The 18,412-nt window shown below is 38.0% G+C and carries 25 protein-coding genes; 19 read left to right on the top strand and 6 right to left on the bottom strand.

Translation table 11 applies throughout. The features are described from left to right. The first annotated feature begins 1 nt into the window (after position 1). From cbiB to rarD, 8 genes are all read left to right on the top strand, one after another. On the top strand, positions 2-988 hold the full coding sequence (gene cbiB / locus ACO1DI_RS19365; protein WP_140450751.1) for an adenosylcobinamide-phosphate synthase CbiB: 987 nt from the start codon (positions 2-4) through the stop codon (positions 986-988). Then, positions 963-2,042, top strand: a complete 1,080-nt coding sequence (gene cobD / locus ACO1DI_RS19360) for a threonine-phosphate decarboxylase CobD (RefSeq protein WP_423145555.1) — start codon at positions 963-965, stop codon at positions 2,040-2,042. The genes cbiB and cobD overlap by 26 nt, the downstream gene beginning before the upstream one ends. Then, entirely contained in the window at positions 2,039-2,599 is a 561-nt protein-coding gene (locus ACO1DI_RS19355) for a bifunctional adenosylcobinamide kinase/adenosylcobinamide-phosphate guanylyltransferase (RefSeq protein ID WP_098112524.1), read from the top strand. The genes cobD and ACO1DI_RS19355 overlap by 4 nt, the downstream gene beginning before the upstream one ends. Further along, positions 2,596-3,369: an adenosylcobinamide-GDP ribazoletransferase gene (cobS, locus tag ACO1DI_RS19350; RefSeq protein ID WP_423145554.1), complete on the top strand. Its 774-nt coding sequence runs from the start codon at positions 2,596-2,598 to the stop codon at positions 3,367-3,369. The genes ACO1DI_RS19355 and cobS overlap by 4 nt, the downstream gene beginning before the upstream one ends. Further along, the gene (locus ACO1DI_RS19345) at positions 3,327-3,941 is read left to right on the top strand and encodes a histidine phosphatase family protein (RefSeq protein WP_182420684.1); all 615 of its coding nucleotides are present in this window, start codon (positions 3,327-3,329) and stop codon (positions 3,939-3,941) included. The genes cobS and ACO1DI_RS19345 overlap by 43 nt, the downstream gene beginning before the upstream one ends. Next, complete coding sequence (locus ACO1DI_RS19340; RefSeq protein ID WP_423145553.1) at positions 3,893-4,318, top strand: bifunctional adenosylcobinamide kinase/adenosylcobinamide-phosphate guanylyltransferase; 426 nt, start codon at positions 3,893-3,895, stop codon at positions 4,316-4,318. Before ACO1DI_RS19345 ends, ACO1DI_RS19340 begins: the two co-directional genes overlap by 49 nt. Further along, complete coding sequence (locus ACO1DI_RS19335; protein WP_014460456.1) at positions 4,315-4,884, top strand: cob(I)yrinic acid a,c-diamide adenosyltransferase; 570 nt, start codon at positions 4,315-4,317, stop codon at positions 4,882-4,884. Before ACO1DI_RS19340 ends, ACO1DI_RS19335 begins: the two co-directional genes overlap by 4 nt. A 136-nt stretch (positions 4,885-5,020) precedes the next feature. Continuing rightward, complete coding sequence (gene rarD / locus ACO1DI_RS19330; RefSeq protein ID WP_423145552.1) at positions 5,021-5,947, top strand: EamA family transporter RarD; 927 nt, start codon at positions 5,021-5,023, stop codon at positions 5,945-5,947. Positions 5,948-6,038: 91 nt separating this feature from the next. Here the strand turns inward: rarD and ACO1DI_RS19325 are convergent, their stop codons facing one another. Beyond that, entirely contained in the window at positions 6,039-6,365 is a 327-nt protein-coding gene (locus ACO1DI_RS19325; RefSeq protein ID WP_013082852.1) for a MerR family transcriptional regulator, read from the bottom strand. A 297-nt stretch (positions 6,366-6,662) separates the two neighbouring features. Between ACO1DI_RS19325 and ACO1DI_RS19320 the strand changes: the two genes are divergently transcribed. Continuing rightward, positions 6,663-6,821 carry a hypothetical protein gene (locus ACO1DI_RS19320; RefSeq protein ID WP_013056708.1) on the top strand — a complete coding sequence of 53 codons (159 nt, stop codon included), beginning with the start codon at positions 6,663-6,665 and terminating at the stop codon, positions 6,819-6,821. Between the two features lie 33 nt (positions 6,822-6,854). Here ACO1DI_RS19320 and ACO1DI_RS19315 read toward each other — a convergent pair whose 3' ends face one another. Beyond that, positions 6,855-7,775 (bottom strand): CobW family GTP-binding protein, encoded by a 921-nt coding sequence (locus ACO1DI_RS19315; protein WP_014460454.1) that lies wholly within the window; start codon positions 7,773-7,775, stop codon positions 6,855-6,857. A 251-nt stretch (positions 7,776-8,026) separates the two neighbouring features. Between ACO1DI_RS19315 and panE the strand changes: the two genes are divergently transcribed. Continuing rightward, positions 8,027-8,956 carry a 2-dehydropantoate 2-reductase gene (gene panE, locus ACO1DI_RS19310; RefSeq protein ID WP_014460453.1) on the top strand — a complete coding sequence of 310 codons (930 nt, stop codon included), beginning with the start codon at positions 8,027-8,029 and terminating at the stop codon, positions 8,954-8,956. Then, on the top strand, positions 8,956-9,756 hold the full coding sequence (locus ACO1DI_RS19305; RefSeq protein WP_423145551.1) for a GIY-YIG nuclease family protein: 801 nt from the start codon (positions 8,956-8,958) through the stop codon (positions 9,754-9,756). The genes panE and ACO1DI_RS19305 overlap by 1 nt, the downstream gene beginning before the upstream one ends. Positions 9,757-9,806: 50 nt before the next feature. Here the strand turns inward: ACO1DI_RS19305 and ACO1DI_RS19300 are convergent, their stop codons facing one another. Then, entirely contained in the window at positions 9,807-10,118 is a 312-nt protein-coding gene (locus ACO1DI_RS19300; RefSeq protein ID WP_016763842.1) for a hypothetical protein, read from the bottom strand. Between the two features lie 243 nt (positions 10,119-10,361). Here ACO1DI_RS19300 and ACO1DI_RS19295 point away from each other — a divergent pair, with 243 nt between their 5' ends. Genes ACO1DI_RS19295 through proC form a run of 4 tightly spaced genes read left to right on the top strand, consistent with a single transcriptional unit; the run spans position 10,362 to position 13,136 of the window. Next, positions 10,362-11,249, top strand: a complete 888-nt coding sequence (locus tag ACO1DI_RS19295) for a 5'-3' exonuclease (protein ID WP_014460451.1) — start codon at positions 10,362-10,364, stop codon at positions 11,247-11,249. Positions 11,250-11,295: 46 nt separating this feature from the next. Beyond that, positions 11,296-11,643 (top strand): YojF family protein, encoded by a 348-nt coding sequence (locus ACO1DI_RS19290; protein ID WP_013056714.1) that lies wholly within the window; start codon positions 11,296-11,298, stop codon positions 11,641-11,643. Between the two features lie 23 nt (positions 11,644-11,666). Beyond that, complete coding sequence (bshB2, locus tag ACO1DI_RS19285) at positions 11,667-12,329, top strand: bacillithiol biosynthesis deacetylase BshB2 (protein WP_013056715.1); 663 nt, start codon at positions 11,667-11,669, stop codon at positions 12,327-12,329. 3 nt (positions 12,330-12,332) lie between these two features. Continuing rightward, positions 12,333-13,136 carry a pyrroline-5-carboxylate reductase gene (gene proC / locus ACO1DI_RS19280; RefSeq protein ID WP_014460450.1) on the top strand — a complete coding sequence of 268 codons (804 nt, stop codon included), beginning with the start codon at positions 12,333-12,335 and terminating at the stop codon, positions 13,134-13,136. A 160-nt stretch (positions 13,137-13,296) separates the two neighbouring features. Here proC and ACO1DI_RS19275 read toward each other — a convergent pair whose 3' ends face one another. Further along, positions 13,297-13,695, bottom strand: a complete 399-nt coding sequence (locus tag ACO1DI_RS19275) for a thiol-disulfide oxidoreductase DCC family protein (RefSeq protein WP_014460449.1) — start codon at positions 13,693-13,695, stop codon at positions 13,297-13,299. 149 nt (positions 13,696-13,844) lie between these two features. Here ACO1DI_RS19275 and ACO1DI_RS19270 point away from each other — a divergent pair, with 149 nt between their 5' ends. Further along, on the top strand, positions 13,845-14,411 hold the full coding sequence (locus tag ACO1DI_RS19270) for an RNA polymerase sigma factor (RefSeq protein ID WP_140450754.1): 567 nt from the start codon (positions 13,845-13,847) through the stop codon (positions 14,409-14,411). After that, positions 14,408-15,169, top strand: coding sequence for an anti-sigma factor (locus tag ACO1DI_RS19265; RefSeq protein WP_098112530.1), 762 nt, complete (start codon positions 14,408-14,410; stop codon positions 15,167-15,169). The genes ACO1DI_RS19270 and ACO1DI_RS19265 overlap by 4 nt, the downstream gene beginning before the upstream one ends. Before the next feature lie 41 nt (positions 15,170-15,210). On the opposite strand, the gene ACO1DI_RS19260 is transcribed toward ACO1DI_RS19265, so the two are convergent. Beyond that, on the bottom strand, positions 15,211-15,645 hold the full coding sequence (locus tag ACO1DI_RS19260; protein WP_042992158.1) for an Hsp20/alpha crystallin family protein: 435 nt from the start codon (positions 15,643-15,645) through the stop codon (positions 15,211-15,213). A gap of 229 nt (positions 15,646-15,874) precedes the next feature. Here ACO1DI_RS19260 and ACO1DI_RS19255 point away from each other — a divergent pair, with 229 nt between their 5' ends. Both ACO1DI_RS19255 and ACO1DI_RS19250 read left to right on the top strand, forming a co-directional pair. Beyond that, positions 15,875-16,255, top strand: coding sequence for a helix-turn-helix transcriptional regulator (locus ACO1DI_RS19255; RefSeq protein ID WP_013056721.1), 381 nt, complete (start codon positions 15,875-15,877; stop codon positions 16,253-16,255). Between the two features lie 374 nt (positions 16,256-16,629). Next, positions 16,630-16,908, top strand: coding sequence for an AbrB/MazE/SpoVT family DNA-binding domain-containing protein (locus tag ACO1DI_RS19250; protein WP_025752053.1), 279 nt, complete (start codon positions 16,630-16,632; stop codon positions 16,906-16,908). Between the two features lie 86 nt (positions 16,909-16,994). Here ACO1DI_RS19250 and ACO1DI_RS19245 read toward each other — a convergent pair whose 3' ends face one another. Continuing rightward, positions 16,995-18,368 (bottom strand): MATE family efflux transporter, encoded by a 1,374-nt coding sequence (locus tag ACO1DI_RS19245; RefSeq protein ID WP_115653695.1) that lies wholly within the window; start codon positions 18,366-18,368, stop codon positions 16,995-16,997. Positions 18,369-18,412 lie beyond the last annotated feature (44 nt).

Raw genomic sequence — 18,412 nt, 5'->3', positions numbered from 1 at the left:
AATGAGTATTACGCAAGCGATAATTGCACACCTGACGGCCATGACGATTGCTTTACTCATTGACCGAATCATAGGCGACCCAGAAAATTGGCCGCATCCCGTTCGCTGGTTTGGCAAGTGGATTTATTGGATGGATTCCAGATTAAATAAAGGTGCAAGAAAACGATTCAAAGGATTGCTTCTTGTGATAAGTATGGTGGTGCTCGCAGGAGTTGTTCCTTTCTTATTTCTCCATGCTTTGTACGGAGTTCATTTTATACTAGGTGTTTTAGTAGAGGGCGTAATAATTGCAACTACCATATCCACTCGTTCCTTAAGCGAAGCTGCTTATAAGGTGCAAAAGCCGCTTCAGCTAGGAGATATGGAGAAAGCTAGATATGAAGTAAGCATGATTGTGGGACGAGATACAGATCGTTTGTCAGAAGGAGAAATTGCCAGAGCGACGGTAGAGACCGTGGCTGAAAATACAAGTGATGGTATTACAGCTCCGCTTTTTTATGCATTTATAGGAGGAGGAGCCCTAGCCTTTTTTTACCGAGCTATTAACACATGTGATTCGATGGTTGGGTACAAAAATGACCGCTACTTTCTGTTCGGCTATTTTAGTGCAAAAACTGATGACGTATTAAACTATATTCCGAGTCGGTTAACTGCAGTGGTGATGACCGCTGTCAATGTAGCAAAAAGCCAATATTCTCTTTGGCATGTAACGAGTTTGATTAAGCGCGATGCTAAAAAGCATCCAAGTCCAAATAGCGGATACGGGGAAAGCGCAGTGGCTGCTCTTTTAGGTATTCAACTCGGCGGGCTTAATACATATAAAGGCATAGAATCTAATCGTGCAAAAATGGGTGAACCACTCATTCCCCTGCAAGCCGGTCATATTGAACAAGCTGTTTTCATTATGAAAAGGACGGTCTATGCTACGTGGTTATTATATCTTTTGTTAGGAGGAATTATTAGTGCTATTACCTACACATGGAGCTAATCCTCATGTCTTTTTAAAAGCAATAGGGGCAGAGAATTTGTCGCATCTAAAAGACTTTAGCGTGAACACAAATCCTTTAGGGGCTCCCCTTGTGCTTCACGAAAAGTGGAACGAATTCAAGGATGCAGCGTTTAGTTATCCTGATCCTCAAGTAATAGAGCTAAAAAATAAACTTGCAGCTCACCATTGTGTTTCAGCTGCTCAAGTGCTGCCTACAAATGGCGCTGCTGAAGCGTTTTTCCTTATTGCTTCTTTATTTTCAGAAGAGAAAGCAGGGATTGTACAGCCGACTTTCGTTGAATACGAACAGGCAAGTAAAGCTTATGGATGTGAAGTGACGTACGTTCCTTTGGTTGAAGAAAGTGGCTGGAGCTGGGATATAGAATTGGTTATGAGTATTCTACCGGACATAAAAGTACTGTGGATTTGTCACCCGAATAATCCAACGGGCGTTATGTATAATCATGAGGAGTGGATGAAAGTAGTAAAAGCTGCTGCTCATCATGGTACATACTTAATGATTGATGAGGCATTTATTGATTTTGTCGAACATCAGCCTTCATTTGATTCTCTTATTCTGGATTATGAACATATCATTATTGTGCGTTCGATGACAAAGATGTTTAATATTGCCGGGCTTCGGCTTGGCTATATCTTGGCAAATGAAAAAGTCATCAGCGAGATGTCTAAAAAGCAGCCTCCTTGGAGTGTAAATGGATTGTCGCAGCAAGTAGGGATGATATGTGTAGATGAAAAAGACTTTGTGAAAAACACCGTACATTATATTAAACAAGAACGAAAACGGATCTTGAGTCAACTCAAGGAATGGGGGCTTTTGGTTTCTCCTTCTCAAACAAACTATTATCTTTGCAGCGTTCCGTCTCCTATTAAAACGCGTGAATGGCTTGGCTATTTAGCAAGCCACGGTGTGGTAGCCCGACATACTGAAAACTTCCCATTTTTAAATGGACGCTATATCCGTTTGGCTGTGAAAACGAAAGAAGAAAATGACTATTTACTTAAAGTAATCAAACAAGGACTCGATGAAATATGATCATCTTTATTAGCGGAGGCGTTCGAAGCGGAAAATCACGTGCAGCGGAGAATATGGTTCAAACTTTTTGTACAAAGCGCGCTGTTTATATTGCCACAAGCCGGCAAACAGATAATGAAATGAAAAAACGCATTCAGCTTCACCAAAAAGAACGCCAGGCAGCGAATACGTCTTGGGTAACGATCGAACAGTCTGTAGATTTACAACAAATTCTTCCAAATCTTCAAAGTGATGATGCTGTACTTTTGGATTGTGTCACGAACTGGCTTGCCAATGAGCTTTTTTTAACAGAAAAAAGGTGGCAAACAAAAGAAGGCAAACAAGAGGTTTTTCATCATATGATAAAAGCGCTCGATAAGCTGTTTGCGCAGTCTCAGACGGTCGTGCTAGTATCTAATGAACTGTTTGAAGCGGGTGTGTTAGAGGAGCCAACATATAGCTATATGCATATGTTGGGGAAATTACATCAGTATATTGTAGAAAAAGCAGATGTGGCTATTTGTGTAGAAGCGGGACTTTCCCGTTTTAAAAAAGGAAAGGAATGTGTAAGCAAATGAAAGAATGGATAGCCATACTACGAATCTCTCTTCAGTTTTTTACGATCTTACCACTGGCTAAAACCGTTCAATGGACTGAAAAAAGGACAGCACGCTCACTTTTTGTGCTGCCTTGGATTGGCATATTACTAGGTTTAATGTTTTATAGCTTTTTACAGCTGCTTCACTATTCACCTATCACTGCTATTGTTAGCAGTATTTTAGTTTTGCTTTTGCCGCTTGTCTTAACGGGTGGTCTTCATGTAGACGGGTGGATGGATGTAAGTGATGCGTATTTTTCCCATCAGTCAAAGGAAAAGAAACTGCAGATTTTAAGCGATCCGCACGTTGGGTCTTTTGCTATTCTTTCTCTTATTGTTCTGCTTCTGCTGCGCTTTAGTGCAATCTATGAATTAACGTCTCTGTCTTCTTTATCGGTTTGGGCATGTATAACCGTCTTTACACTTCCAAGAATCGGAGCCGCTTTCTTAGTGATGAGAGATAAGCCCGCTAAAGATACGGGGCTTGCTGCTTATTTTCAAAAAGGAGTCACCAAACGGTCTATTTATGCATTTATCGTCATGAGCCTATTCTTAGTTGCTATTTTCGCTGTTTTTATGGACAATAAATTCATTATTCTTTTCTTTGCCGGTTTTTTGTGGCTGTGGATACGGTTTTATCGTTCGCAGTTTGGTGGCGTAACAGGAGATGTTATAGGGGCAACCATTGAAGGAGGAGAAACGTTTTTATGGATAATTCTTTGGTTATCACATGTATTCGTCACGGCATGACGCTTGAAAATCAACAGAAAAAATATATAGGGTGGAGTGATCCGCCTTTAAGTATAGAAGGGAAAAATGAATTAAAAGAGCTTTTTCTAGAGCCTCAGCTCGTGATTTCCAGTGACTTAAAAAGAGCGCTAGAAACAAGTTCAGTTGTTTTTCCTAAATCTCAGGTGGTTAAAAGTAAAAATTGGCGTGAGCTGCATTTTGGAGATTGGGAAGAGAAGACGTATGAAGATTTAAAAAACATACGGGCATATAGAAATTGGATTGACCACTGGACAGAACATACGCCTCCGAATGGTGAAAGCTTCTCATGCTTTTCAAACCGAATTTGGGAAGCTTGGGAAGAAGCAATCGATTTGGCGGCCAGTCAGCAATTGCATCACATTGCTATTGTTTCACACGGCGGACCACTGCGTTTACTTGCATCCCATTTTAAACAGACAGCGTCACTTTGGGATGTTTCTTTTTCTTACGGAGAAGGTTTTTCAGTAACGTGTACATACAAACAGGCAAAGGAGAGAAGAGCATGCATTTCGTATTCGGCGGTGCATTTACCGGCAAAAGAAAATGGGTGAAGCAGCATTATGCCAGTGAGTCGATAAAATGGCATTGTTTGTATGAAGACGCTGTTTTGCCAGCGTTTGAGTTCGAAGAAAGTTACATCGTGCTAGAAGGATTTGAGCACTATGTTAAGGAATTAGTACATAGCGAGCTGGAGTCTCCGCACCTTGTTGTTAAAAAGTTAATACAGAAGTGGAGAGACAGCGGTGTATGGGAACAGTTAATAGTGATTGGAACTGAAGTCGGCAAAGGGATTGTTCCTTTAGATCCAACAGAGCGGCAGTGGAGAGATGAATGCGGGTATGCGTATCAGCATTTAGCGGCACATGCCAAGAAAGTAGATCACATTTGGTACGGAATTGCTAATCGATTGAAGGAGGAAGTACAATGAACATTTACACAAAAACAGGGGATAAAGGGCAAACAAGCTTAATTGGAGGAAGAGTAAATAAAGATGATATTAGAGTGGAAGCATACGGTACGATTGATGAGCTAAATGGCTTTGTAGGTCAAGCGATTTATCAGCTGGATGACACCACACTAAAAGATGTAAAAGAAGAGCTAGTTACGATTCAACATGAGCTTTTTGACTGCGGAAGTGATTTAGCATTTGCAAAAGATGATCATCCGTACAAAGTAACAAATGACATGATATCAGTACTTGAAAAGCGCATTGATGTCTATATGTCAGAAGCCCCGGCCATTGAGCGTTTTATTTTACCTGGAGGCACGCCTGCAGCGACAACGCTTCATATTTGCCGGACGATTACACGCCGTGCAGAACGGCTTGTTGTTGGCGTGCAGCGTGAGCATAAAATTAATGTGGCGGTGCTTCAGTATTTAAATCGTTTATCCGATTATTTCTTTGCTGCGGCTCGAATTGCTAACGCGCGAGAAAATGTACAAGACGTAGAGTATATTCGCAGTGCCAAAGTATTTAAACAACCTAAAAAATAACGTATAAAAAACGGTCGAGCTAAAAGCGATCGTTTTTTTTTATGAGCTATTTCGATAGGCAAAATAAAGCTATAAAAAAGAGGTAAATGCATCTATAATGATAAGAGACAGAGAGATAAAGAAAAGAGGTTGAGAAATGAATCAAGATTCTAAACGAGCAGGTATTGTTTATACAGCCAGCGCTTACGTTATGTGGGGGCTTTTTCCGCTTTACTGGAAGCTTCTTGGCGAGGTGAATGCGAATGAAATACTCGCTCACCGCGTTATATGGTCATTTGTTTTTATGCTTTTACTTTTGCTTGTGACAAAGCAAATGAGTTCTTTAAAGAAGACGCTTGGTTTATTATTTCGTAATACGAAACAAGCGGTCATTTTATTTGTGGCATCAGTGCTGATCAGCATCAACTGGTTCGTTTACATTTGGGCGGTTAACCATAATCATATTATTGAAACAAGTTTAGGTTACTACATCAATCCGCTCGTTAGTATTTTGCTTGGTATAGTCGTTTTAAAAGAGAAGCTTAATTTTTGGCAGGGTGCTTCTGTTGGATTGGCTGCTATAGGTGTTATCGTTATGACAGTTACATACGGACATATCCCATGGGTATCATTAAGCTTAGCGTTTAGCTTTGGTTTGTACGGTCTTGTAAAAAAGACTATTCAATTAGAAGCAAAAGTAGGATTAACGATTGAAACGATGATGGTTGCACCTATTGCAGTTATTTATTTTATTTTTCTTTTAGTGAAAGGATCTTCAAGTTTTTCCCTTCAGTCGCTTGATGTGAGTTCTCTTTTAATTGGAGGCGGTATTGCTACAGCTATGCCACTATTGTATTTCGCTAAAGGGGCCCCACTTATTCCGCTATCGATGGTCGGTTTTTTACAGTACATTGCTCCTACCATGACGCTTTTATTAGGGGTATTCGTGTATCACGAACCGTTTTCTAGCGTGGAGATGATTGCCTTTTTGTTCATTTGGGGCGGATCGGTGATGTTCATTTTATCTAAAACTAAGTTCATGAGCTCTCATCAGCCGAAATTCTTTAAAGGGCGTTCAGCTTAACGGACAAAAAAGCGGATATCTTTAGATATGCGCTTTTTTGTCTGCTGTAAAGAAATAAAAACGGAGACGGAAAAGTCACCGTATGTATACTTTATAGCTTCCGCTTGAAATGAGCGTTCAACTGACCTTGAAGCATTTGGTTTTTTACTTCTTTCATTTTTCTCGCTTCATCTTTTTTAGCCAGTTCTGTGCGTATTTCACTCGTTTGAACTCCTTCTTCTATACGATCGGCAATATCCATTAATCGTTCGACGTCTGAAAATGAATATTTTCGGATACCCGTATTGGTTCGGTCCGGAAAGAGCAGGCTTCTTTTCTCATAGTAGCGAATTTGCCTTTCTGATAAACCGGTTAATTCTTTTACAATCCCAATAGACATGACTTTTTTATCTCGATATGACGCTTCATTCGTAGACAATCTCCCTCACCCCTGAGTACGTAGTAGTATGTTATTATTATAAAGGAAAAAAATACAAAAATTTATAACATGTAATACATTCTAACATATATATGTTATATTTTTGAATTACTATGTGAGAAAAAGTGACATAAATAATGAAATAGGGAAAAGAGTCCTATAAACTAATGATTAACTCGATCCCAAGTGGTTAACCATACAGGATAAAGCCTTGTGGTTAATCACTTGCTTTCAAAATGATGAATAGAAAATAAATGTGAGAATATACATAAATTCTAAAAGGGAAGGGCGTTTTACATGGCGGTGCAACAATTGAAAAAAGAAGAGATTATTGAGCTGGCAAAAGAAATTATTGAACTCGATTTGAAAAGAGATGAAAAATTTGAAGAATTGACAGAGTTAGCCGGGAATCGTGCATATGAAATTTTGCGCAGAGTACAAAATGCCTGTTTATGAGTAATAAAAAAAATCCCGCCTAGAGCGGGATTTTTAATGAGATTGCTGTTCAAGATTAAATAATTCTTGTTTCATCTTAGCGTGATCGAGGTTTTCCCCTATAAAGACAAGAGTGGTGGGCAGCTTCATCATTTCTTTCATATATAGAGGCATGCCGTATGAATATTGAAACGAATACGTATCGTTCGAATGAGTAAAGCGCATATAACCTTTAATGCGATAAATGGTATCTGGCATTTGGCGCAGCCAATTTTCAAATAATTCAAGATCCACTTTTTTTGTAAACTCATATACAAATGTTTTCAAATGAAGATGATCTTCAACATGAGCCTTATGGTGCGGCTGTTTTTGAGACAGCTGAGCTTTTTGAATTACATCAAGCTTCACGCGGGAAAATGTCGTTAATAATGTCCTGGCACTAGCGTTAATGGATTGAATCTCAAAAAGCAGGGAAGACTTTTCTGACTCAGACAGCATGTCCGTTTTATTTAATAAAATTACATCCCCATGTTTTACTTGTTCTTGAAGAAGTTTTTGAAGTTGAATGCTTAAGGAACCACGTTCTTTCCATCTTGTTGCGTCCAGTGTGGTGATAATACTTTTAATCGTAACTTGATGCGCAAAAAGAGGAGACATACAAGCATCTAATACTTCAATCGGATGGGCAACTCCCGTTGTTTCTATATAGATAGCATCCAATGTGTTCTCCTGTAAAAGTGAATGAAGCTGCGTTTCAAATTGACCTTGAATCGTACAGCATACGCAGCCGTTTAGCAATTCTTTTAACGGCGTGTCTTCTTCTACTTCATTTGAGTCAATCGAAACTTGGCCAAGCTCATTCATCACAACAGCAATATTGCGATTACGATCTTTTTCTTGCTGAAGCAGCTGTTTAAGCAACGTTGTTTTTCCGCTGCCTAAAAATCCAGATAAAATGTAGATTTCTGTTTTCATTTCAGTCTCTCCTATGTAAATAACATTGTTTAAATCGGAATTTTTCCGATTGCGGGTTGGTAAATAGTATATCCAAGAGGGTATAAATGTCTAAACGTAAATTTTTATGCTTTTTTGTATTCATTATAACAACTTTAAAAGCGCTATGGCTATCTTTTGTAGAAAACTCAAAATACAATGAAATAAGAATATTATAAAATTTCAAACTAGCTGTGCTACAATAAAAGAAAAAGAAAAGGGGAGCAAAAGTTATGCGAATATTAGTTTTAGGCGCAGGCGGCGTTGGCGGTTATTTTGGAGGCAGGCTTGTGGAAAAAGGGGAAGATGTTACTTTCCTTGTCAGAGAGCGCAGAAAAAAAGAGCTGGAACAAAACGGACTTGTGATTAAAAGTGCACACGGTGACTTCACTTCACCTGTACAAGCTATTACAAAATCTGAGGTGAAAGGACCTTATGATGTTATTTTGTTCACAACGAAGGCTTATCATCTTACACAAGCAATTGAAGATGTTCGTCCTTTTGTAGGGAATCAGACCGTTGTAATACCTTTGTTAAACGGTATGGCTCACGTCGCTCCATTGCAGGAAGCTTTTGGGGAAGAGAAAGTCATTGGAGGGCTGTGCTTTATTGAAACTACTTTAAACCAAGATGGAGATGTCGTCCAGACGAGTCCTGCTCACAGACTTGTATTTGGTGAATTTAAGCAGAAGGACACAGAACGATTACAACTGATTGAGCAAGCGTTCAGTGGTACAAAGGCTTCGTTTGTGAAAAGTTCATATATTGAACAGGATATGTGGCATAAGTATTTGTTTATTACGGTTATGTCAGGCATGACTACTCTTATGCGTGCCCCTGTTGGCCCAGTTTTAGCAGCAAAAGGCGGGCGTCAATTTGTGCAAGAACTTTTTAAAGAAGTGGAAAATATTATGATGGCCTACGATGCACCATTAGCTGAAGGAATTATTGAACAGCATATGAATACGATGGACAAAATGACGTATGACATGAAGTCATCGATGCAGCGTGACATGGAAAAAAGCTCTCAAATTGAAGGAGACCACCTTCAAGGATATTTGCTGAAGTTAGCTGAAAAATCGTCTATACACGTACCGCTTCTTCAAACTGTACATACGCATCTAAAAGTATATGAAGAAATGTTAAAAGGTTATAAAAAATAATGACAGCAAAAATTGATTTAGCAGTCATGCAGGTACTGCAAAAGCTGCTAAGTACAGCAGAAATGGGACAATTGCCTTCCGCTCCTGGCATTTATTTTTTCTTTGATAAACCCGGCAGACTTTTGTATATCGGAACCACGACGGGCTCTCTATCAGAAAGAGTAAGAGCTCACGTTGCAGGAAAAGGTGTTAGCAACACAAAAAAATTTCATAAAGAAATTTATGCTGTTGGATATATTGAAGTTCATGGATTAAAAAAAGAATTAGATATGTTGAGAACGATGCTTGTAAATGGTTATTTTCCAAAATACAATAAACAAGATGTAAAAAGAAAAAATGAATACGACATTTACACCGTTCACGGCAGAGTCCTCAGGGATACAGAAGTTGATAAGAAAAAAGTCTCCAAGCGAAAAACGGTGCTAAAGCCAACGTTAAAAGAGATAGAGATTCGCCAAGAAAACAGCGATATTACATATGCACGAGTCGCAAATATGAATGCTGAAGATCGAGTGAAAAAATTGTGGTCTTGTCAAGAAGCAGGAGCGCAGCTGCATCTTCCGGAGTCGAAAGTGTTAGCAATAAGTGACCGGCTCTTAAAAGAGCAGTATACATTTCAGCGAGATATGAAAAAGAATATGATGTTTACGATGCGGGATTTAGTTGTTATTCAAGTGTTGTTAAATTTAAATCCGACTCATGATTTGAAAAAGAGAGAAATAAAGGAAGCCATCAGTTTAGTGCGTAAATTTGGCATAGAAGAAGCTCTTCGCATCTCTGAAAAATTACTCAAAACGTAATAAAATCCATGATCATTGTGATCATGGATTTTATCATTTATCATTCACATTTAAGCTAATTCGTCAATAACTTTTGGTAGAGCCATAATGGAAATAACGCAAAGTGAACTGACAACTTGATGCATTTCAAAAATGGCAATGATGAATAACATCAGTGATATATATAATTGAAGGCCTTTTAATCCCCACGGCTTGCGATCGAAAAAAAAGTCGCTAAGTACAAATACAAAGAAAATGAGCGAACTGAACAAAATAATCATGGATGTAGACATGGAACGATCATAAGCAATGATAAATAACAAAGCGAGAAGCGACACAACAGATATAACTTTTAATGTTTTAATCATCGTGTTTTTATTCACTTTTTTCACCTTCATTTGTAGGATTGATCTTTCATCCTCATTTTATAGGATAGTCAAAAGTTCTAAAAGTCAAACGAATAAATCATAACAACAATTTAACATCTTTATACTACATTTACATTGAGAGAAAAAAATGGGCGGGTTTTGAGCTTTGTGCACTTCATTGACGCGTGCAAAGAACAAGTGCTATAGTATGTTTGCTCTAAAAGCTAAAGGAGCAAAGTTTTCAAAGGACGTGACTATGTGAACGAAACACTATTAGTAATTGATGGATTTAATTTATTAAGCCGCTGTTATTTTGCTACTTCTTATGGAAGAGATGAAGCAGCGTTGACAAGAAACAGTAAGGGCCAATTTACGAATGCCCTGAGAGTAACGATTCAAAAAATGCATGCATTGATTCACCAATATGAGCCAAGCCATATTTTCGTCGCTTGGGATGTTAAGCGTGAGGATACAAAACGTAAAGATACATACGCATTATATAAGCAAACAAGAGCAGAGCTGCCTGAGCCGCTGATTCAGCAGTACGAAACGTTAAAGCAATTTTTTGACACAGTAGGCATTTATCAAATGTCATTGTCTTCTTATGAGGCAGACGATTTAATTGGAGCACTTGCAAGCAAGTGGAGTAAAGAAAAGCAAAGTCCAGGGTACATCTATAGCAACGACCGAGACTTGCTTCAGCTCCTAGATCAACATATTTCGCAAATTATTGCCAAAAAGCAGGTTGGTGATCTTGTATATGGCTTTAAGCACTTTCAAGAAGAATACAATATTCACCCTCGTCAATGGGTGGACGTAAAAGCATTGCTTGGTGATAAATCTGACAATATTCCGGGCGTTCCTGGTGTAGGAGAAAAAGCCGCACTGCCTCTTATTCAACAATATGGCTCTATCCATGAAATTTATGCACAAATTGAACAATTAGATCCAGCTTTTAATCGTTACAAAAAAAAGCTGGCCGAAGGAAAAGAACTAGGTATGCTTAGTCGTGAACTTGCTGAGATTATTATAGACATTCAAGAAATCAGTATGTTAAGTTGGGAAGAATTAACATTTATGTATGATTATGAACGATGGAATAAAGAAATTCAAAGTCTAGAACTAAACATTAGGATTCGCTCATGATTTTTAGTACAATACAATTTATGAACATGAGAAAGGAGTAACAAGCGTGCAACCAATTCATAAAGAAACAGTCCAAAAAAAAATACAAACATTTTTAAATAAAGACGTATATGTACACCTGGAAACAACAAACGGTGCATATGCTTCACACGTAAATGAAAAAGTAATGACAGTCGGGGCTTTTATTCGCAATGGTAAAGTCACTATTTCAAACGGAAAGATAACGGGAGAAGGTCCTTATCGTGTAGGTCTTCAAATTGATTTAGGATGGATTTATGCAGAGGGCTTAACAGATTGGGAAATCGATGAAGAAGGCCGACTTCTTCTAGCTGGGCACGACTTTGAAGGTCGTTTAGCAGTTGCCCTTCAACTAAGTGAACATCCGTTTTCATAACAGAAAAGAGAGGAGAATAGAACATGGAAGAAAGATTATTAATTGTATTTCCACATCCTGACGATGAAGCATATGGAGCAGCAGGTATGATCACGCAAGCTAGACAAAAAGGAACGCCGGTTACATATGCCTGTGTTACGCTAGGTGAAATGGGACGAAATATGGGTAGACCGCTGTTTGCTAACCGTGAAACTTTACCTCAAATCCGAAAAAAAGAACTTTTAGATTTAGCGAACGTTTTAGATATTCAAGACTTGCGTATGCTAGGGCTTCGTGATAAAACGCTGGAATTTCTTGATATTGATGTTTTTGCAGATAAAATTGAAGAAATCATTAACGATGTCAAGCCAACTCACATTTTAACGCATTATCCTGGCTTTGCGGTACATCCTGATCACAATGCTACGGGTGCAGCTACGATTCAAGCGGTAAAACGTATGCCAAAAGAAAAGCGTCCGGTTGTTTGGTGTCATGCGTTTTCAAAAGATCGCATTGAACATATTGGAGAACCAGATGTTATTTTTGATGTAACAGCGATGAAAGATAAAAAAATTGAAGCGTTAAAAGCGCATCGTTCTCAAACAGAAGGAATGATGAACGCAATTGACTTCGATCGCTTATCTGACTATCCGCAAATGGAACGTTTATTAACAAGAGAAGAATTCTGGACATATAACTGGGAGTAACAGATGAAAAAACAGCGAATTTTATTTATTGGAGCAGGACGAATGGCTGAAGCTGTAGCGGCTGGTTTGGTTACGAGCAGCGCTGACAGTATTGAGGCAGTGGTGATGTCAAACAACGGAAATATTGAGCGGTTACAGCGTATTGAAAAAACGTACGGCGTACAAACGACGCAAAATTGGTGCCAAGAAGTTGACAATTCGGATGTTATTATTTTAGCGATGCCTCCTGAGGCCCATCCTTCCGTGCTCAAGGAACTTTCGACTCATTTAAATCAACAATTTGTTGTAACGTTAGCTGCAGGAATTGGTCCGAGTTACTTAGAAAATCATCTTCCGCAGGATACGCCCGTCGCTTGGATTATGCCAAATACAGCTGCTATGATTGGACAATCGATGTCTCTGTATACACTTGGAACTTCTGCCACAAAAGAGCATAAAGAAGTGCTTCAAATGATTTTAAAAGGAATTGGTGAAGCGCATGAGTGTTCAGAGAAAGAAGTACATGAGCTAACGGCTGTAACTGGCAGTGCACCGGCGTTTTTATATTATTTTGCAGAATCGTTAATTGATGCAACTACTGCTTACGGTGTGGACGAAAAAACCGCCAAAGATTTAGTTATTCAAATGATGTATGGCTCTGTACAAATGCTGCATGAAACCAAAGACCCTGCGTCTTTAAGAGAGCAAGTAACAACTCCAGGCGGCGCTACTGCCGAAGGGTTAAAAGTGATGAAAGAACAAGACTTTTCCTTAATAATGAAGCAGGCAATTGAAGCAACGAATAAAAAAGCAATGGGTGGAAGCTAAAAAAGCTCGTACAACCATATGTTAGCTAAACAATCCGAACTATAGTTCAGCATTCTTTCATCAGAATGCTGAATCAGTTCGGATTTTTTTATAAATAGACTTTCTTAATATAAAAATATGCCTCTTTAGAGTTGTTTTTTTCTCTATGTGCCGAGCTGTTTTAGTCATCGACAAATCGCTTTTTCGTATCAGAAGTTGGGAGCATGCAGTGCTGCTGTTTGCCAAACCACTTATATCGATTGCGAGCGATCCAATTGTATACGATATCTCGAATAGGCGCAGGGACGATAATAAGTGCATATAAAAATTTAACGGGTCCATCTAAGCGCTTGGCGATTTTTAAAGCAGCCGTTGATTTTATATATCTTTGTTTTCCATGAATATATACAATGCTGTCTAATTGCTCAGGAAGTAAGCCGTGAGAGGCTAGCTGCTGCTTTCCGAAATCTGATTGAAGAGAAGCGAAAGAAAACAAAGCTTGTTCATCACGTTTAATAATAAATTGAACACTGCTATTACATAAATTACATATGCCATCAAAAAGAATCAAATGTTTCATTGGACAATTTCGCTCCTATTCCATAAAAAAAGTATAATTACTTGTCATTTTTGAAAAATAAAGGTACGTTTAAAAGATGTGAAAGTGATCCAAATACAAAGGTAATTCGATTATATAATAAGGACTCATAAGAGTTAAAGGAGAAGGGTATGAAAGAGCAAAACGACGTTGTCTTATACAATAGAATAAAAGAACGAGACAAAAAAGCCCTTGAACTGCTGTATGACAAGTACGAGCGAATTCTTTATTCGTTTGTATACCGGTTAACAAATAGCTCTGATATTGCTGAAGAAGCTGTTCAAGAAGTATTTATTAAGCTGTGGAGAGGAAAGGGAGTTTACAGCGATGAAAAAGGGAAGTTTTCATCATGGCTGTTTACGATTACAAGAAACACCGCGATTGATATGGTGAGAAAAAGAAAAAACGATCCTATTTTCTCAGAAGAAATTTTTGATTTTATTGAAGATGATCATCCTCAGATTGACGAGCAGCTTCAGTGGAAAGATGAACAGCAGAGAGTACGGCACGCTGTATCAAAATTGTCTGAAGACCAAAAAAAGATTATTCAATCCGTTTATTTTAAGGGATTAACGCAGCAAAAAGTAGCAGAAGAGCAGCAAATCCCATTAGGAACAGTAAAGGGTAGGGTGCGATTAGCGTTGCGGAAATTAAAAACATATTTAGGTACCGATGCAGAAGGGAGAGCTGATTCATGAGTATGTGCAATAAACTAATTGATTACTATAATGATCAGTTGACTTCCCATGAGAAAAAAGAGTTTGAAATGCACTTAAAAAACTGTCAAAGCTGTCAAGATGAACTAAAAGAACTGGAGGAAGTTCTTGGAGATCTAACGTATTTGACACCAGAGCAATCTCCTCCTCCAGAAATGAAACAGCGAATACTTGCAAATGTATTCGAAGAAGATCAAGGTGAGACAAAGAGAGAATCAATAGCTTTAAAAAATGAAAAACAATATGCTGCGTCTAAGAAATCAAATAAAAAATCCGTCATTATTGGATTAGCTGCGGCACTTATTTTATCCCTTGTAGGAAACAGCTACTTTCTGTTGAAAGATGGAGACAAAGGCAAACAAGAACCAAATGTTTCGGTTGCTCCTCAAAATGAACCTCTTGCATCTGAGAAAACGATGAAGCTGCAGGCAGAGCCGAATGTTTCTGGTGAAGCAACAGCATCTCTGACGAAAAAAGGTGGAAATTTAAATGTGGTCATTCAAGCGAATAACTTGAAAAACGTAAAAGGGAATGAAGTCTATCAGGTATGGCTCATAAAAGGTGATAAGCCTCACCCGGCAGGTGCTTTTATAACAGATAAAAATGGAAATGGGACAGTGGTCTATACGATGAGCCAAAAAGAACAGAGTGAAAAGTGGGATGTTATGGCCATTACGTTAGAACCGAACGCGAATAATAAGACGCCAAAAGGAAACGTTGTGTTAAGTTCAGCGCTCTAACAAAAACCCTTCTGCTAACAGAAGGGTTTTTTTACGTGCAGTTAATCATCTTCAAATTGTATAGCAATGGTTTGATCATTTTCTATCTTGTTCAGTCGAATTTCCAATAATCCATTTTTGTACTTAGCGCGAACCGGTTCGTCCGTGTAGTGAAAAGGAAGTTTAACCGTACGAGAAAATACGCCTGTATGGCGTTCGTTCAGCTTTAACTTTTGTTTAGATGCTTCATAAGCATAAGGAACGTTCCCTTCAACTGTTAATATATTTGCGTCCAACTTAATTTGAATGTCGTTAGTGGATTGTAGTCCAGGAACTTCAACGACGATAATGCCTTCTTTATCGGTTTCATATAAGTCGACGTTTGGAAAGCGCTTTGGCAAGATGTGATTTAAATCGCTCCAAAAGTGATTTCCAAGCATATCCTCTACCTTATGTTGAATCGAACCCCAATCAATCTCTTCATATTTTTTACTCAAAGGAACCCCTCCTTATATTCACGTAAATTCCTTCTATGTATATGAAAAAAAGAAAATTCAATGCCTGCTTATAAAGAATGAGAAAAACGCGTAAATAAGTGAAAAAATGTGAGGAAAAAAAGAGATTTTGAGTGAAAAAGAAGGATTATGTAGAATAAAAAAAGTATAATTACGTATAGAGCTTTCTATTATTCTGAATGAAAGCAAGTATGTGAAGGGGGAAGTTGAGATGAGAGAAAAGCGTACATCCAGTGGTTTTCTATTAAAACAACGTGCTTTCTTAAAATTATATATGATTACGATGACGGAGCAAGAGCGTCTGTATGGTCTTCGGTTATTAGATGTGTTGAGAGATGAATTTCGACCTTTTGGATTCAAACCTAATCATTCTGAGGTATACAAAGCTCTTCATGACTTGATTGAAGACGGTGTCCTCAAACAGGTGAAGCGTAAAAAAGAAGGAATGAAGCTTCAAGAAGTGGTTTATTATACATTTACAAATGAGGGAGAAGAGAAAGCTAAATTATATAAAAAACAATTAAAAGTAGAGCTGGAGCGGTGTGAAGCTATGATTCAAAAAGCTATTCGTGACAACTTCGGGTCCAAATGAACGTGTCTTTAGTTAGAAAAGACACGTTTTTTCTATAGCTGATTTTGTCGTCTTATGTCGGAATAAAAGTTATAAAATGGGTACAAAGTAGTGTAAAAGATGGATATATAGTTATATTATGGATAAAATACACACTTTTAACATATATGGATGAATTCGATTTTAAAGATTATGCACTATTCATAAATAGTGTACGAATTGATATGATACAAAGTGTATATAAATCTATTTAATACGTTATTTGCCATATTTTAAGAACTTATAAACCGTTATCAGACCATCATTGGAGCATTTTGGTTTTAGCAACTTTGACGAATTTGACTAGATTTGTATCGAGAAGATATTATTTGTTTACTATGAAAGGAATGGATTTTATGAAGTCTACAGGAATTGTAAGAAAAGTAGATGAATTGGGTCGCGTAGTAATTCCTATTGAATTGCGCCGTATTTTAAATATCAACACAGGTGATCCAGTAGAAATATATGTTGATGAAGATATTATTATTTTACAAAAGTATAGCCCGTATGGTGCGTGCTTAGTAACTGGGGAAATTACGCGTGAAAACTTAACCTTTGGTAATGGAAACGTTGTGTTAAGTAAAAAAGGTGCGGAACAGCTTTTACAAGAGTTAGAGCGTACCTTAAATAAATAAGAAGTTTTAGGTCTTAGTATAAGGCAGAATATCCATCCATCTTTAAACCAAAAAAGAACGTTCTCAACAGAACGTTCTTTTTTGGTTTAAGCCGTTCGAGAAGATTTATCCTCCTCTAGCAGCTGCTTTTTTTGTATTTTTATCAAACGATACGCAAGTCCTGTTGCTCCTGCAGCGAGCCCCGCAATTAGTCCAACCCAATAGCCAAACGCCTGCAAATCGGTGTATTTTGCTAACACAATGCCTAAAGGTAGACCAATTACCCAATAAGATACCAAGGACATTAAAAAGGTTACATTTACATCCTTATATCCTCGCAGAGCGCCTTGAATAGGAGCTTGAAGAGCATCAGAAAGTTGAAAGAAAATTGCATAAATCAAAAAGTGAGAAGTTAATGCGAGTACCTCTGCATCTTTTGTATATAAAGATGCTACGGATTCTCGAAGAGTAAATAAAAGACCTGCACACACAAAGGCCATGCCAACAGCAATTGTTATACCAATTCTGCTATAGCTTCGTGCATCTTGATTCCGTTTAGCACCCGCTTCAAATCCTACAACAATTGTTAAAGCCATCGAAATACTCAGTGGAATCATATAGAGAAATGAGGCAAAATTAATAGCTGCTTGGTGAGAAGCGATTGTAATGGTATTATACGAGCTCATAAACAGCGTGACAGCTGAAAAAATACTTGTTTCGAAAAATACGGAAAAACCGATAGGTAAACCAATTTTTAATATTTCTTTCCAGGCAGAAAAAGAGATACGGTGAAATTTTTTAAATAAACCGAAGCTAGAAAAAGGCTCTTTTTTATGAATAATTAAAATTGATATGACAAGTATGCACCAATATGTGATGGCCGTTGCATAACCAGAGCCTACTCCACCCAAATGAGGGAAGCCCAGCTTACCGAAGATTAATACATAGTTTAAAGCCACGTTAATCGGAAGCCCTAAAATGGTGATCAGCATAGACGTACGAGTTTGCCCTAAAGCATCAATAAAGTTTCGTAAAACCGTATAAATAAAAAGCGGAATAATACCAAAAGATAAAGCGATTAAATACTGTTTGGCAATGCGCATCACGTTTGCTTCTAAATTCATTCCTTTTAAGATAGGACTAACAACAAAAAAGCCGATTAAAATGATAACGGCGGCCATTAAAATGGAGACATAAAGCCCTTGAATGACAGAGAACGGAACTTTTTTCTTTTGATTAGCTCCCACCAGCTGTGCAACAATTGGCGTAATAGACATTAAAATTCCGCTTAGCCCTGTAAAAACAGGCACCCATAAGCTCGAACCAATTGCTACCCCTGCCAAGTCATCTGCACTAACTCTTCCTGACATCATCGTATCAAAAAAAGTCATTGAAAACATTCCAAACTGGGTGACCAATATCGGAAATAAAATAAAAACGAACTGCTTAACTTTTTGAGACGTTGAAAACGTTTGTTGCATTAAAAAACCCCCAATTTGAAAACATTTACACCAAAAAGCATTAT

The organism is Priestia sp. 40, assembly GCF_049368575.1.
Taxonomy (GTDB): Bacteria; Bacillota; Bacilli; order Bacillales; family Bacillaceae_H; genus Priestia; species Priestia zanthoxyli.
The sequence above is the reverse complement of the archived record's forward strand: the minus strand, read 5'-3'. Positions and strand labels throughout refer to the sequence as shown.

What these genes read in the sequence shown, in the direction of transcription:
- cbiB (WP_140450751.1), top strand. Translation starts at nt 2, where the DNA reads ATGAGTATTACGCAAGCGATAATTGCACACCTGACGGCCATGACGATT.
- ACO1DI_RS19355 (WP_098112524.1), top strand. Translation starts at nt 2,039, where the DNA reads ATGATCATCTTTATTAGCGGAGGCGTTCGAAGCGGAAAATCACGTGCA.
- cobS (WP_423145554.1), top strand. Translation starts at nt 2,596, where the DNA reads ATGAAAGAATGGATAGCCATACTACGAATCTCTCTTCAGTTTTTTACG.
- ACO1DI_RS19345 (WP_182420684.1), top strand. Translation starts at nt 3,327, where the DNA reads ATGGATAATTCTTTGGTTATCACATGTATTCGTCACGGCATGACGCTT.
- ACO1DI_RS19340 (WP_423145553.1), top strand. Translation starts at nt 3,893, where the DNA reads ATGCATTTCGTATTCGGCGGTGCATTTACCGGCAAAAGAAAATGGGTG.
- ACO1DI_RS19335 (WP_014460456.1), top strand. Translation starts at nt 4,315, where the DNA reads ATGAACATTTACACAAAAACAGGGGATAAAGGGCAAACAAGCTTAATT.
- rarD (WP_423145552.1), top strand. Translation starts at nt 5,021, where the DNA reads ATGAATCAAGATTCTAAACGAGCAGGTATTGTTTATACAGCCAGCGCT.
- ACO1DI_RS19320 (WP_013056708.1), top strand. Translation starts at nt 6,663, where the DNA reads ATGGCGGTGCAACAATTGAAAAAAGAAGAGATTATTGAGCTGGCAAAA.
- ACO1DI_RS19315 (WP_014460454.1), bottom strand. Translation starts at nt 7,775, where the DNA reads ATGAAAACAGAAATCTACATTTTATCTGGATTTTTAGGCAGCGGAAAA.
- panE (WP_014460453.1), top strand. Translation starts at nt 8,027, where the DNA reads ATGCGAATATTAGTTTTAGGCGCAGGCGGCGTTGGCGGTTATTTTGGA.
- ACO1DI_RS19305 (WP_423145551.1), top strand. Translation starts at nt 8,956, where the DNA reads ATGACAGCAAAAATTGATTTAGCAGTCATGCAGGTACTGCAAAAGCTG.
- bshB2 (WP_013056715.1), top strand. Translation starts at nt 11,667, where the DNA reads ATGGAAGAAAGATTATTAATTGTATTTCCACATCCTGACGATGAAGCA.
- proC (WP_014460450.1), top strand. Translation starts at nt 12,333, where the DNA reads ATGAAAAAACAGCGAATTTTATTTATTGGAGCAGGACGAATGGCTGAA.
- ACO1DI_RS19275 (WP_014460449.1), bottom strand. Translation starts at nt 13,695, where the DNA reads ATGAAACATTTGATTCTTTTTGATGGCATATGTAATTTATGTAATAGC.
- ACO1DI_RS19270 (WP_140450754.1), top strand. Translation starts at nt 13,845, where the DNA reads ATGAAAGAGCAAAACGACGTTGTCTTATACAATAGAATAAAAGAACGA.
- ACO1DI_RS19265 (WP_098112530.1), top strand. Translation starts at nt 14,408, where the DNA reads ATGAGTATGTGCAATAAACTAATTGATTACTATAATGATCAGTTGACT.
- ACO1DI_RS19255 (WP_013056721.1), top strand. Translation starts at nt 15,875, where the DNA reads ATGAGAGAAAAGCGTACATCCAGTGGTTTTCTATTAAAACAACGTGCT.
- ACO1DI_RS19250 (WP_025752053.1), top strand. Translation starts at nt 16,630, where the DNA reads ATGAAGTCTACAGGAATTGTAAGAAAAGTAGATGAATTGGGTCGCGTA.
- ACO1DI_RS19245 (WP_115653695.1), bottom strand. Translation starts at nt 18,368, where the DNA reads ATGCAACAAACGTTTTCAACGTCTCAAAAAGTTAAGCAGTTCGTTTTT.